General features: G+C 42.6%; 6 protein-coding genes. 5 read left to right on the top strand and 1 reads right to left on the bottom strand.

The features are described from left to right. The first annotated feature begins 87 nt into the window (after positions 1-87). The 5 genes from glgC (at position 88) to RDO37_RS02800 (ending at position 13,890) form a co-directional block, all read left to right on the top strand. The gene (gene glgC / locus RDO37_RS02820; RefSeq protein WP_303073580.1) at positions 88-1,407 is read left to right on the top strand and encodes a glucose-1-phosphate adenylyltransferase; all 1,320 of its coding nucleotides are present in this window, start codon (positions 88-90) and stop codon (positions 1,405-1,407) included. Positions 1,408-1,626: 219 nt separating this feature from the next. Then, positions 1,627-3,798: a dGTP triphosphohydrolase gene (gene dgt / locus RDO37_RS02815; protein WP_308498025.1), complete on the top strand. Its 2,172-nt coding sequence runs from the start codon at positions 1,627-1,629 to the stop codon at positions 3,796-3,798. Positions 3,799-4,378: 580 nt separating this feature from the next. Next, a complete protein-coding gene (locus RDO37_RS02810) occupies positions 4,379-5,599 on the top strand; it encodes a 1-acyl-sn-glycerol-3-phosphate acyltransferase (RefSeq protein WP_308498024.1) in 1,221 nt (406 codons plus the stop codon). A gap of 592 nt (positions 5,600-6,191) precedes the next feature. Continuing rightward, the gene (locus tag RDO37_RS02805; RefSeq protein ID WP_308498023.1) at positions 6,192-10,985 is read left to right on the top strand and encodes an autotransporter outer membrane beta-barrel domain-containing protein; all 4,794 of its coding nucleotides are present in this window, start codon (positions 6,192-6,194) and stop codon (positions 10,983-10,985) included. A 1,258-nt stretch (positions 10,986-12,243) separates the two neighbouring features. Then, complete coding sequence (locus RDO37_RS02800) at positions 12,244-13,890, top strand: phosphoethanolamine--lipid A transferase (RefSeq protein WP_308498022.1); 1,647 nt, start codon at positions 12,244-12,246, stop codon at positions 13,888-13,890. Between the two features lie 369 nt (positions 13,891-14,259). On the opposite strand, the gene thiI is transcribed toward RDO37_RS02800, so the two are convergent. Then, entirely contained in the window at positions 14,260-15,720 is a 1,461-nt protein-coding gene (gene thiI / locus RDO37_RS02795; RefSeq protein ID WP_027938897.1) for a tRNA uracil 4-sulfurtransferase ThiI, read from the bottom strand. Positions 15,721-15,926: the final 206 nt, after the last annotated feature.

Raw genomic sequence — 15,926 nt, 5'->3', positions numbered from 1 at the left:
TCGCATCGCTAATCAATTACAACAAGATGTTGCCTATAGGATGTTGAAACCAAATTTATAGAAAGCTGAAGAAAAAGAGGTCAATTGATGGAAAACGCACGTGAAGTGGCTAAACAAACATTAGCTCTGGTTTTAGCAGGCGGTCGTGGAAGCCGTTTGCACATGTTGACTGATTATCGTGCAAAGCCTGCAGTCTTCTTCGGCGGCAAGTTCCGTATTATCGACTTTGCTCTGTCCAACTGTGTAAACTCAGGCATTACTCGTATTGGTGTTGTTACCCAGTACAAGTCACACTCTCTGCTTCGTCATATTCAGTCAGGCTGGTCATTCCTTCGTGGTCAGTTCAATGAGTTCATTGATCTTCTCCCAGCTCAGCAGCGTATTGATGAGGAGCACTGGTACCAAGGTACTGCAGATGCTGTTTACCAGAACATCGACATCATCCGTAACCACAAGCCAAAGTACATTGTGATCTTATCTGCTGATCACATCTACAAGATGGACTACACCGCAATGGTCATGGACCACATCAAGAGCGGTTGCCCAGTTACTGTTGCTTGTATTGCTATTCCTCGTTGTGATGCTTCAGCTTACGGCTGTATGCAAATTGACAACAATGCCATGGTTACTGACTTCCTCGAGAAGCCAAAGGATCCACCAGGCATGCCTAATGACGAGAACCACACCTTAGCCTCAATGGGTATTTACGTCTTCAATGCAGACTACCTGTATGAGGTATTAACCGCTGATGCTAACAACGAAAACTCACGTCGTGACTTCGGCTTTGACATCATTCCTGCATTAGTGCAGCAGCATAAGGTTCACGCTCACGACTTTGCTCTGTCATGCATCCGCAACCAAGGTTGGAAGGACATCTGCTACTGGCGTGATGTTGGTACTATCGACGCTTACTGGGAAGCAAATATGGATATCGCAGCTGTTCAGCCACAGCTGGACGTTTACGATACCGTATGGCCTATTTGGACTCATCAAGAGCAATTACCACCAGCTAAGTTCGTACAGGACATCTCCGGTGCTTCATCAGTGGTTATGAACTCCGTATGTTCCGCTGGCTGTATCATCTCAGGCTCCTCTTTATGCCACAGCGTGCTGTTCACCGATACTCGTGTGCACTCTAACTGCTGCTTAAATGAGACTGTAGTTCTGCCTTCTTGCGTAATCCACCGTGGATGCCGCTTAACTAAGGTAATCTTAGACCGTGGTGTTGAGCTGCCACGTAACCTCATCATCGGTGAGAACGAGTCTCTTGATGCTAAGCGTTTCTTCCGTACCGATGCAGGCGTTGTTTTAGTAACTCGCGAGATGCTGGATAAGCTGCGTGAGAACGAGCCACACCTTTACGAAGGTTTTGATGAGTACAGCGCAACTAGCTCACCAATTTACTAATGTTAAAACCTTGTTTTAACTAACTTTGCAAAGCAGCGGCTCTCTTAGAAAACTAAGGATGCCGCTGTTTTTATTTGTGCATCTTGCAAAAGCTTGAGTCTTAGAGGCTGTGGCAAGATCTAAGTATTAGATAACGACGGCCAAAGTGTTAACGCTATTGCTGTAAGTCACAAGATGCGAGCTTGGTGACCACAGCATTAAACTGATTGGTATATGTACATGGAACGTATTACATCAGCAGAGATCTTTATAAGTTTGTTTTGTCGCGATCGCTTTTATTCCGCGACTCATATGCCATTCTTTACACAGCACTTCTCGCCACATTTCTTTAAGCGCTCTGTGTATGAAGACATGTCTCGCGCTTTATTGCGTCGTGCCTCTTTAGATCCAAAAGCTGATTTATCCGAAACAGTTGAGCCGCTCTCAAGCGACTCTACCTTGTTTTCTAAAGACATAGATAGAGACGATACTTTCGTTAATCACTTTAAGCCATACTCATCTTTGTACAGCCATGAGAACGTCAAGATGACCACTCAAGAGGCTGCAGATAGGGCGGTGACCAACGTTAAACGCGACATTAATAATCGTCGCTATAGTGCAGCTGATGGTGATCGTGAACAGGTAGAAAAGTTCTTGAGCAGTGACGATCTGCAAAATCGACGACTCTTTGCTCAGTACCGCTATGCAGTACGCTACAACCTTGAAGAAGACCGTGCTAGGGTGATAACTAGTGCGCCATTTCGTCGTATGCAACAAAAGACGCAAGTCTTTCCTTTAGATATAAATGCCTCTTCAAGATCCCGTTTGACTCACTCAAATGAGGTGGCTGCTTTAGCAAGGTATACTCTCTACGCTATTGCAGGACAAATTCATAACGTTAATCCACTGCTCAATGAGATGGTTACCTGTGTTGAGACTGCAGCTTATCTGCATGATATAGGCAACCCTCCATTTGGCCACTTTGGTGAACAGGTAATTCGTGATTGGATTACACAAGAGGTTCAAAAGCACGCCGATAAGATCAGCGCCGAAGAGAGCGATGATCTGAGAGCCTTTAATGGCAATGCTCAAGGCTTGAGACTTGCTCACACTGTTTATAAGCTCAATTTGTCTTTAGGACAGATTTCATCTTGTATCAAGGTTCCATACACCTGCAAGGAACTTAGAGAAAGCTCTATTAGTGAGGATAAGATCCACGCTAATGTAGGCTGCTATATCAGTGAGAAAGAAGTGCTTGATATGATTCGTTCAAGCAATCTTTCATCTAAGCGTCACCCGCTGTCCTTGATCATGGAGCAATGTGATGATCTTGCATATGTGCTTGCTGATCTTGAAGATGCCTATGATCGCCATGTCTTAAAAGACAAAGAGATTTATCATCTCTTTGATAGCCTCATTACCTTCATCAAGTTCAATGCTTGCAGCACCACATGCGATAAATGCATTAGTGCTTGTACCTGCGCAAATGGCTATAAGAAGCTATCTTACGGTCTAAGTAGTGAGATGGTAGCCTCACTAAAGTTTGCTGCACCTGCTAAAGATAGCGCATCTAACAAGAATGCAGCTAAAGAAAGTGGCTCTGCAAATGGCAGTAACAAAACCGCTGCTCAGCAAGAGGCAGTAAAAACACAAAAGAGTAAGCAAGATAAGAAAGGCAACTGCGGCAAGAAGGTGCGCATCAATCGCAAAGGTGAGAGTGCTTGTGTCTATGAAACAGTTGATTACTCTGATGAAAAGGTCAGCTTAGATGTGGTACTTGAGGACATGATTAAGCACGCTTACACCCGCATGAAGAATGATTCATTTGGTGTACTGCAGCTTGTGCATGGCAACAATCCTATCCCTCTGACTGAGATGATGGAGCAGCTTGGTGTTAGAGCACTGCTTGCTCTCTTCAAAGAATGTATTTCCACTTACTACATCTTAGACATAGTCAATACTATTAAGGAAAATGAGCGAGAGTTCTTTGAAGAGGGACGTCTAAATATTACTTATTACGGTAATGATGCTCATAAGGCAGTTGAGTTTATTCGCCTCTTTGAAGAAAAGGCCATCTATACGGATAATGAGGTCATGTCCTTAGAGATGCAGGGCGCTGCTTGCATCAAGGGCTTATTCAATGCCTATAGTCATTTATTGGGACTGAGTGAAGATGCATTTTACAAGTGCCTCAGTGCAGATGAAGGAGATATGTACTCTAGACATTTAATGCACCGTATTCCAAGGCGTTGCAAGGAAGGCTATTTAGATGCCGTAAAGGCTGGTACTAGCTCCGAGATGTATTCACGTATTCGTATGCTCATTGACTATATTTCTGGTATGACTGACACCTTTGCTGCACACGAGTTCTCCATTCTCTCAGGTTTGAGATCGCCATCATCGATTGTCTAAAGGCCTTTGCCCATTAAGTTCAAGTGAGTTATTGGCTAGATTGAAGCATATATATCCTGTCAGGCTGTCAACATGGCAGGGTATCTATACAAGCTGTTAGGGAAGATTGGTTGTCCTTAAATCTTTGGGGAGAAGAGTTTTTGTGTATTTGTGGCGTGAGGTGATGTTTTACAGACCAAAAAATATGGTTTGTTGAAGATCAACGTTGCATATAACTCAACTAGTTTTTGTCTGAATTTGTTGCGTGCGTCTAATTTACGAGAAAAAAACATCTCTCAAGGCACTATACGCACATGATGTGCTTTGTTTGATTCATGATTGCTGTTATGATCTTTAGATTCGCTTTTACTAGATATGTAAGCTAGTGAAGCTAAGAGTTATCGGTAATTATGCTTTTAGCTGTTCTTGCAAGCGCTGATGTTTTGGCTACATCAGTGTTTACAGCTAGAGGCTTTGGTGGATTGTAAGCACATTTATAAGCTTTAAATGCTGCAAATGTGTATGGCTTATATTAAGCTCAAGTTTAAGGCCTGTAGGCCGTGCTGGTAACTTTAGAGTAGTTATGCAGGAGTATTGACTGATGAGTGAACAAGTCCTCGATGTAAACGCAGAGGTTACGTCAAGTGAGGATGCAATTTTTGATGATATTCGTCCATGTCGAGATGACGAAGCTCATCATGAGTTGACCGTTATTCAAAACGATGAGTCCTTGGTCAATGGCATAGTCAGGCTCCGCTACCCACGTTTAAGTAAGTGGATCGGCCCGATTCTGCGTATGCGCGTGCGTGCGTACATTAAGTCTGCCGTTGCGAATATCCACTCTATTCAAGACTTCCAGTTACAGGTAGCTAAAGCTGTCGATCGTATGATCGAAACTACCACTGACGGCATCACTTACAAGGGCTTTGAAAAGTTAGATCCTAATCAGGGCTATCTGTTCATCTCCAATCACCGTGATATCTCTTTAGATCCTGCTCTGATCGATTATGCATTGCATAACTATCACAACAACACCATGCGCATTGCAATTGGCGATAACCTCTTAAAGATGCCAGCTGCTACTGCCCTGATGCGTTTGAATAAGAGCTTCCTCGTAAAAAGAGCAATCACCTCACCACGTGAGCTTTTAAAAGAAGTTACTCATCTGTCTCATTACATCGGTCTTTCTTTGAAAGAAGGTCATTCTATCTGGATTGCACAACGAGAAGGTCGTGCAAAGGATGGTAATGATTGCACTGAAGAGGCAGTACTCAAGATGCTGCACATGTATGGCCGTAAGCAAAATAAGGGCTTTGGCGAGTACATGCGTTCACTCAAAGTCGTTCCAGTATCCATTACCTACGAGTATGATCCAGGTGATTTAGCCAAAGCTGCTGAGCTTTATGAAAGAGCTCAGAACAATGGCCAATATAAGAAGGGCGAGTTCGAGGATATCCGTAGCATCATAAAAGGTATTAAGGACTACAAGGGGCGTATCAGCATCGTAGCTGGTAAGCCTATTGATCAGGACTTTGAAACTCCATCACAGCTTGCTGCGATTATGGATAAGTTCATCTATGAGAACTATGCCATGTACCCAAGCGTGCTCTTAGCAGCTAAAGCTTTAGGCTATGCTAATGAGAGCGATGTAGCAGACATCAGCTCTGAAGATAAGATTAAGTTCAATAATCGTATGGACAGCTTCCCAGAGCACTTACGTCCAACTATCTTACAGATGTACGCCTACCCATTTGTAAATCGCAACCGCGCTTTAAAAGGCGAGCTTGATGAGGCTATTGCTGCAGAGAGCAAAGCTAGCTAAGTACTAGCACCAAAGTTTATTTCCTCAACAACAGTGCTGCTTACGTGGCACTGTTGTCACCACCCTACATAACCCCCGCCCACTTACCAAGCTAATCTTAGTCACCTTTCTTTTGCCGTACGAAAGCTTTTGGCCACCTTTTGATCCCGAAGATATTATTGCTAGCTAACAAGACGAGCTAAATCAGGGTAAGGGTGAGAGAGTAAAATGAATCCACGGCCCTTATTCTGATAGCTATACCTGCCTTAAAGTATCTGTTTACGCTTCTAGATTTAAGAAAGTAGCTATTGACGCCAAGAGATTTAAGATCTCGTTGAATATGGCCCTCATATAGTGGTCTATACATAATTCTTTGATTTAGTCATCTAAGATTAGTCTTATTGAGATCTGTAGCATCAAATAGAAGCACGATTAACAGAAAAAACTCAAATGTGCTAATCTATCTCGTACATTTGTATGCACTTTTTACTTTAAAAAGTCATATTTTGAATGTCTCAATCTGAGCCATTCTGTTTACATGCTTATCTTACAAGCTCAATCTCCTGTGCCATTTACTCAGGATCTATTTTGACAGCTTGTTCGCCTACTTTATATGTATATGAAACAAACAAATCGAGCAATTACTTTCTTAATGGCTCAGTATCGCGCCATTTTCCGTAACGCCAATTTGGCTCTTTTTGCTGCGCTCGCTACTGTAGCAGCATCTGTTGTATCAGTTGCACCAGAACCAGCGCAGGCGGCCATCTTGGATTGGGACAAACTTGCAGATGGTACTTTAGACGGCACGGGAGAGAACGTCTTAGCAATCGTTGGCAACAGTTCTTCAGTTAATCAAAATGGTTTCAAACTTACCCTTACCGATGGTCAGCACTCCATTAAGGGTAATGGTAGTGAACCAGGTGTATTTACCGTACAGCAGGTCTCCTCAATCAGCCTTAACTCTACGGATGGAAAGAAATCACCAACTCTTACTATTGGTGAGAATGTTGAAAACAATACTGCAAAAGTCACGATTGATAGCTTCACTAATGCAGGCGGTACCTTAAATATTAGCGGATTTTCTCAGGATGGCACGTCAGAACTCCAAGCCGGTTCTGTGATGATTGGCGGCAAGGATGTTGGTGAAGATCAGGCAGTAGTTATTTTAAATAACTATGGCTATTTGAAGGCTTCTGGTAGAGATGGCACTCTCACTATTGCTGATGGTGCCAAGATTGTCATTGGAGAGAATTCTGATGTTACGTCATCAAGAAGGATCAACATGACTGGCGGCAAGGTGCTCTTAAATGGCACTGTTGACAATGCTAAGCTTGGTGGCGGATACGATTATATTTATCTGAATCTCACCGGAGGTGTCATTGAAAACTATGATTCAGATCATGGCGGCACCATCGCGGCTGATACTCTTAACCTCTTAGCAGGAGGAACCATCAATGCCAAAGGTGACCTCAACATAACAGCAAATGATGTTTTTAAGTTAGACGGTGCGAATATTAATGTTGCCGAAGGCAAAACGCTGACTATCAAACATGATTATGATGGTCAATTTTCTGCTGGTTCCATCAATGTGTCTGGCGGCACAGCTAAATTAACTGGCAATGGACTTCAGGTATTAGCGCTAAGAGGCAGTGGCAAGATTGTTCTCACTGGTGGTTCTGCACCATCCAAGCTTGAAGTTGATAAGGTTGTGGAGGCAAGAGAGGACTTCAATCTTTCCATTGGGTCTGGAGCAGAAGTTACTTTCAAAAAGAAAGCTTCTTTTGCAAAGGGTACATTGACCACTGTTGCTGGTTCTAAGATAAAGTTTGATCCGTCAAACACTACTAGCATATTAAATGTGCATAGTTCTGATATCAGGCCAATGCTAGGTACCACAGGCGCTATTACGCTGACAGGAACTCCATCTGGACTCCATACTCTGGACTTTAACGATGTTGGCACTATTGATCTTGGTGCAAGTGGGTTAAATCTTGTTGACAATACTTCAGGCAAGCTAACAGACGTTATATCAAGCAACAACAAAACTCTATTAATTGCAGGCGGAATGGCCAATGCTAAGTTTCTAGGCTCGCAGTTTGATGGAGCTGTCAAATATGCTTTCAAAACTTTTGAAGTAGGCTCTGGTGCACATAATGAAAAGACCTTCTCCATTACCGGAGGGGCTCAGATAGAAGTAGATCATGCTATTAGTGCAGAAAATGGCGCTACGCTCAAAACATTATCAGTTTCTAGCGGCTCTTTAACACTAGATGGTTCTGGCGATAATAATGTTGTTAAAGCATCAGATCTTATCCTGAATTCATCAGGAGATGCGTCGTTTGCAAAGCTTTATGTAAATACAGCAAATTGGAGTGTGTCTAATTTGACCTTAACTAAAGGTCAAGCTGAGCAAGACGGAGACAGCTTCCTGAATGTTGGCGGTACTTTAAGTCTTGCCATAGATAGCAGTTACACACTTAAAGCCGGTACATTAAGTACCTTAGGCTCAGGTAAGTTAGATTTATCTTCGGCATCAAACAATTCTTTTATTGTGAAAGAAGGCGCATCAGCAGCATTCGACTTTGATGACATCTTTAAGAAAGATGGAGCAGGGGCTAATCTTAAAAATATCTTGGACACTTCTAAGGTCAAGGCATCTGCCATAAGTGGTGATGGTCTTATTATTATCAATAGCACAAAGGGAGAGAGCTTGACCAAGAGCGACTATGATTATTTCGCTCAACAGCTAGCTAATTTCAAGGGTTTTTATAATCTCGATATCGATAAAAGTGATATTCCAGAAGATTTAACCTTAAAAGATCTTCCAGTACGACTTCAAAACGATACATACAACAATAAAACTGTAATAGTATCCGCCAACGAAAGTTTAGATACCAATTACTCAGTAGGAAATGTTCTTCTTAGTGATGATTCACCATTAAAGTTAGGCCAAGGTGGAAATCTTATTTTAACTAATGCTAGTGCAGATAAGAACAAGAATACTAACAACTTCGTATCCGTAAAGACTGATGCTCCTTTTGCGACAGCGTTCCGCTCCGTTAAGCGTGATAACGGTTTAAAGACTGGAGCGGTATTGTTTGAAGACGTTGACAACACCCTTACCCTGCTCGGAGATGGCAACATAGGATCAATAACTGCTTCTGCCACTGGTGGTTCAAAAGGAACTGTAAATATTGGTCGAAATGCGAAAGGTTTAATTACTGCTGCTTCTGCCAATGTAGTTGTTAAGGACACGCTAAACGGAAGTGCAGGAATAGGCAGTGCTAGTGCGGCAGTTAAGAATCTTAATATTGCCAATAACTCATCATTGATGGTTGAGTCTGGCGATGTTTATGCTGACAGTATTAATGTATTTGCTAACGGATCATTAGATGTTAATGGTTCTGTAACCACAGCTGCCATAGAATTTAAAGGTAAATCCTTGAAAGCAGATAGGTTAGTATTCAGTGATCTTTCTAAGCCACCTTTCGATAGTAACTCAGGCAAGATAAATTTCAACTATGTGCCATCTGTTGTTGATGTAGGCACTTTATCTCTTGGTACTAATCAACTCATGCGCATTGGTTACAATGGTACCACTGGTAATTATTCGCAAATGTCTGCTGATAAGCTAGTACTCAAGAATGACTCAATTATTCAAGTTGGTACAGGCTATATGACTGAGCCTTCTATGCTTGTCGTCAAGGATATTGCAAACTCCGAAACAGCATCAACAGGTTCTGATACTTTAAAGGCGCATATTGGAGTAGGATTTAACGCGGTTCTTGGCATTGGCTTAACTAAGGAAGAACTTAAAGAAGGCTTGCAGCAATATATGTCAAATGCTGGAGGATTTGAGCAGCCTGCTTCATTTAATGACCATATTCAAGATTTCTCAGGAGTCGGTAATGCAGTTTTTATCAATAAGCCTCTAAAGATTGATAGTTTAACAGGCGGTATCTTGGCGGACGCTGCTAATGCTAATCTGAATATAAAACCTAATGAGGTGCAGCTTGTTGGAGGATCTGCTCTTGTTCTGACTGATAAGGCTTTTGGTCCAGATAAGAAATCTGCTGCAATCCAATTTACTGGATCAAATGGCAAAATCGTAGGTGCGAATGCAGATGATATCTATGGCTCTAAGATTATTCTGCTTGGCGACTTTGTTGAGAATGACGATCTAACCATATCAACATCTAATGGTGCTAGCTCTCTAGTTGATGGATCGTTTAAAGTCGAATCCCTTGGCGGCTTGCTGAGCGGAACCTTAAGTGCAGGTTCATCTTCATCTGTCAAATTAGAAATCAATAAGAATTTGGTGGCAGATCTAAACGCTGGCATCTCAAGTCCAGTTTTAGTCCTTATTATGGATAGACTGCAGGGCAAGCTTGACAGTGATGCTCAGGGGTATAAGTTTGTAGAGGCTATGCTTAAAGCAAAGAAGTATAAGCAACTTGATGCTGCAGTACATGCTGCAACATATGCTGGTGCTCAGCAAGCTGCTATGGCATCTGTAAACTCTATGTCTGAAGCTATCCTTGCTCGCACTGGTTCGTTAGATGTTGCTTCTAATTCTATTATCGCCACTGGCTCTGAGGTAGATCGTGGTGTATGGCTGACTCCAATGTACAAGTCAATTGGATCAGAGGGCTTTAACGCTCAGGGTGGAAAACATGGCGCGGATATCGACATGAAGGGTGTAACCTTTGGTGCCGATACTGTTTATGCAAACATGTGTTTTGGTGCTACCTTGAACATTGGCTCAGGTGATTCTGAGGGTAATAGCAATGGCTACGGACTGAAAAATGAGTTCGATTATTATGGCTTGGGCGTCTACTCAGCAACTAACTTTGGCAGCTTTGCTTTAGTTGGTGATGCATCCTTTACTCATATCTCTCACGATGTAGAGGGCTTTGATCTCAATGCGTCAACTAATACCACTGCTTTATCCATGGGTATTACAGGTCGCTACAAGATCTCTGTTGATGCGCTTGATATAACACCGCACATTGGCGCTCGTTATGTGCGTCTTGATACAGACTCTTACGACTTAAGCAACAAGACTGGAGTTCAGGCTAAAACTGACTTTGATGTTCAGCATGTATTCTCTGTACCAGTGGGTGTAACCCTCTGTCACATGATTGAAAGCGATGGTTGGACCTTAGCACCAACAGCTGATTTCACCATTACATTTAATGCAGCTGGAACCGATGCCGAGTACAACACCTTGATAGCTGGTAAAAAACTTAACCTAGAAGCAGAGGTGATAGATGATGTTGCCTTTAGTACAACGGTTGGGTTAAATGCTCAGTATGGCGCATTCAATACCAACGTAGGTATCAACATCTCTGGCGCTGAGAACACAAACTCATTTGGCCTAAAGGCTCAAGCTAGCTATATGTTCTAAAAGGACGAGAAACTAGTTTTCCAAATATAGCTTGAGGTCTAGTAGCTACTTAGACGTGATTTAGTCTAGAAGCACGATACTATGCGTAACAATGCCATGGGGCTAATTGCGTCTAAAAGGCACTGACCTCTGTTAGGCTAGCTTGTAGATACTAGATTGTTTCTCATTCATGATTAGCGTAATAGATTAAAAAAGGGGAGCTCGTGTAGCTCCCTTTTTAGTTGCTGTTCAAAGACATATGTAGTGAGACGATCTGGATGAATATGCACTTACTTACGAACTATTAAGCGGCTGTGAAGTTTTGATTAATACTGTGGAAAATTGCACTGATGACAATTGATGCATCAGGTGGTATTAAACAATGCCTTAAATACAAGCTTGCTTACAAAAGTGATCTTGCATGCAATACACAAAATACACTAATGTATCTAGTCATTTCTTAATATAGATTTAACAAAGTATCTATAAAATTGAACATACAAAAAAACGGATAACACCCATGAGAAGCTTGCTGTTTGAGAACGGATTAATCAAATGGCAGGCTTTTCTCTTTTTTGGGCCGTCTATATTAAAAAAGAAGCCAGTTGGCTCATCTAAGTCTCGATTATTTAAAGCGGATCCTGTATAAAAAGAGCTTTGCTTTTGCTAGATGGCGGCATATAGATCTAGAGTTCTTCCCACCTCACACCATATAAGTACGATCTTTTGTACATCATATAGAGCCTAATAACTAACTTATAAGCATCAGATTGACTAGATTGCATCCACGGCCTATGCGGTACTAAGCGTTTTCATGCAACTTGTTGAAATGATCTAGGTCATAAGCTCAATCTTTCAAGTAATGACTGTGGGCTATGATGCTGAGCATAGCGATTTACTGGCAGTGTATATGATTAAAAGTTTGTATGGATTACACTCGTTTTTTGGCCGTTAAATTGATAATTATTTTTGAGTTATAGATTAAAGATTTGTTTGCTAATAAATCCCTAACATTATGCAAGTACACTTACACGTGCACGCTAAATCAGGGCTTTACCAAGGGTTTTGAGAGCTTATTGTGTTATGGCCAATTGCAGTTTGTGTGTGGATTTCGTTAAGTAGAGACCAGCCTCAATGCTTGATAAAGATTTATGGTATTAACCCATAAGCAGGCATTAGCAATCTATCTTCCTGTCATGAAGATAGTAGTTTCAGATTGAATCCACAATGCTTTAGTGGGCGTTAGAATCGTTTACCTTCTTTATGTGTGGATTGCAAAATGTTTAGTCTGTACAGCAAGATGCCAAAGATAGTGTTTAACAATATTGTCTTTACTGGCATTGTGGCACTATATTTCTTATTAGTCCTTAACTTGCCGCTCATTGAGCACATGGTTGACATCTATAAGAAGTCCAATGCAAATGGTGCAGAGGGTGTGTCTGTCTTCTTCATCATTATTGGACTATTTGCTGTTGGTGTACTGCTCTACTCTATCTTCCTCATTCTCTTTTCTTGGCGCTATGTGCTTAAGCCAGGTCTGTCTTTCATCACTCTGCTTGGTGCTTTGTGCACCATTGGCACCTTAAAATACGGCGTCGTCTTTGATCAGGACATGGTTCGTAACTTCATGCAGACTAATACTGCCGAGGCCTTGTCTTATCTGTCATTTAGTTCGGTACTGTCATTTACACTGCTTGGTATCATCCCTGCTTTTATCATTATTACTGCCCCGATTACTTATCCTCAGGGCTTAGTGCGCTCTAATCTCATTCGTATTGGCGCTATTGTGGGTACCTTAGCGCTAGCCGGCACTATTGTGCTTGCCTACTATCAGCAGTTTTCGTTTGTGGGCCGTAATAACAAGAGCCTCAATCGAGAGATCAATCCAACTACAGTGCTCTACTCAACTTATCGCGTAGTAAAGCAAGACTACTTTACTACTCCACCAGAGCCAGTGCTGTTAGGCGAGGATGCTAAGATCATTACTAAGCGTAAAGAGCCAATGGCCATGATCTTAGTTTTAGGTGAAACCGGTCGTGCTGCAAACTATCAGTATCGTGGCTATGATCGCCAGACTAATCCATACACCTCTAAGCTGCATATGTATGGCTTTAACAATGTAAGCTCATGTGGTACAGCCACTGCTCGATCAGTGCCATGCATGTTTTCAAATTTAACTAGAGATACTTACAAAGATGAGCTCGTGATTAACCGCGATAATGTCCTCGATGTTCTGAAAAAGACCGGTGTGGATGTTACCTGGATTGACAATCAAGGCGACTGCAAGGGCGTATGTGATCGCCTTAATGTAGTCAATATCAAGCCTGAAAAGAGTCCTAATTGTGTAGGTGGTCGCTGCTATGACTCAGTCTTAGCCGAGAAAGTAGAACCATATCTTAAGGACATCAAAAAGGATACAGTTATCGCTGTGCATCTGATGGGGTCACATGGTCCACGCTATTATGAGCGCTACCCAAAGAACTTTGAGACATTCACCCCTGCATGTAACCGTGCCGATGTAGAGAACTGTTCTACTGAGGAGGTTATCAATGCTTATGACAACACTATCCTTTATACTGACTATGTAATCTCCAAGCTCTACACAGCTTTAGAAAAGGCTCCAACTGAAAATAAGGCGCTGTTATATATTTCAGATCATGGTGAGTCATTAGGTGAAAATGGTGTCTACTTACATGGACTGCCATATGCTGTAGCTCCTGAGGTACAAAAGCAAGTTCCAATGCAGCTTTACATATCAGAAAATGCCGAGAAAATGCTTGCTTTAAATGAGAAGTGCCTTGAGCAACAAGGTAGTGCTGGAAAGTTTAGTCACGACAATCTCTTCCACACTCTGCTTGGTATCTTTGATGTGAGCACTAAGGACTACGATCCAAGCTTAGATATCTTGAGAGCCTGCCGCGCCTAATGCAAGTGTGGCCCTTTATCTCCGCTCATCAGCATGCAAAGGAGCAATTATCAGAGCATCGGCACTTTGCTGCGCGATAGCATGCAAAGGAGAGCATCAGCACTTTGCAGCGCGATAGCATGCAAAGCAAAGGTGGCTCTTTACTGCCATGCAAAGCTTTATGCTAGGCGTGAGTGCCTAGCAAGCTAAGCTTAAGCATCTGATGATGGCTTAAGATACAAAAAGGCCAGTAAGCGCATTACTTATGAGTAGTGTTCTTACTGGCCTTTTGCATGATCTACCGTGGCTACGTTTGTGGTCGCTACGGATACGGCTGCTACGGATAGCGCTTCTATGAGCGGCTTTTGGTAGCCATGGTGCTTTTAGATCTTAGTCTGGGCGATAGACCTTAACATTGTGGTGGCCTTTTTCTTTGAGCTCATGAGCCTGCATGGTGCTCATAACGCCCTGATCGCAGAATAAGGCATAGGTCTTAAGCTTATCGAGATTGCCAAACTCTGAGGCTACCTTGTAGAAAGGTAGCTCTATGACTTGATGGGTCTCATCTTTAAGCGGAGCCTTGGCTGCATCATCAGGTGAGCGCACGTCTAAGATCACATCATCTTTAGCCAGCTCTTTAACGGTCTCAACCTCGATCTCAAGCTTAGAGGTATTCTCAGGAATAGCCTTGATATCAAGAACAGCTGCAGCTTCGACGGCTTCTTCAACTAAGTTTGCATCCATCTTAGCCTCTTCTTCCTCAACGAAAGAGCGCTCTGGGCAAACGTTAGGATGATCAGAGATCACACCGCAATACTCAGGAATGCTCTCTGCAAAGCCGGCAGTGCCGATTTCCCAAGCCTTATCTACGATATCTTGCTTATCTTCCATAACTAATGGACGTAATACTAAGCAGTCGGATACGCGATCAATATGGTTTAAGTTAGTTAAAGTTTGGGAGGATACCTGACCAACGCTCTCACCAGTAACTAAAGCCTCAGCATTGAGCTTACGGGCAACTTGAGAGCCTACACGCATCATCATACGCTTTAAGATCACACCACGGACGCCATGGTGGGTACGCTCTAAGATCTGGCCTACGATGCGCTCGAATGGAATGGTGACAAACTTAACCTTGTGGGAGGAACCAAAGCGATCCCAAATGAAGTAGGCCTCTTGCTTAACACCAATCTCATGAGCAGTACCGCCCATGTTAAAGAACAGGTAGTTAACCTTCATGCCACGGTGGATAGCTTTGTATGTTGATACACCAGAGTCAAAACCGCCAGAGATCAAGCTTAAGGCCACACCCTGTGAGCCTACTGGATAGCCGCCTAAACCCTGATACTTGTTGGTGACCACAAAAGCCTTATCCTGTTCAAGCTCAATATTAATGGTCACCTCAGGCTTGTTGAGGTTAACGCCTAAGTTAGGATAGTGAGCCTTAAACATGCCGCCAATCATGCGCTCTGCCTCTTGAGAGGTGAAAGAGTGATTGCCACGACGACGAACACGTACAGCAAAGGTCTTACCGTTTAAAGAAGGGCCGTAGATTGGGCCGGCAACTTCAAAGATGTCTTCAAAGCGCTCAAAGGTAAACTCTTTTACTTCTAAGAAAGAGTGGATGCCAGGGATACGGGATAACTCACGTACGGCTTGGGTGCGAGTCTTTTCGCTCTCATCACTACCAAAAGTAGCCATGAGCTTATCCCATTGTGGCTGCACTTTGATCTCGAAGCCGTGGTTAGCGGCGATATTGTGCAGGTTCTGGGTTAAGACCTTGATTAAGCGGTTACGAACAGGTTTGCTTTTGATGGATATTTCAGGGAAAAGTCGGAGAATAAACTTCATAGATAAGAAACATCAGAATAGGTAGAAGATCGTTGTTTATTAAGCAGCAAGGCTAAAAAACAACGTGATGGGAGCTTTGTTTATAGCTTAGTTGATTAAAGATTACTGCTTGCATGCAAGAGGAGTGAATTAACTTTAATCAGATTGGGCATAAATACAAAGCCCTCTTAAGCTTTAAGCATAAGAGGGCTTATTTAAGCGCTAAA

It is taken from the genome of uncultured Anaerobiospirillum sp., assembly GCF_902485895.1.
In the GTDB taxonomy this organism is placed as follows: domain Bacteria; phylum Pseudomonadota; class Gammaproteobacteria; order Enterobacterales; family Succinivibrionaceae; genus Anaerobiospirillum; species Anaerobiospirillum succiniciproducens.
This window is presented reverse-complemented; position numbering and strand designations above follow the sequence as displayed.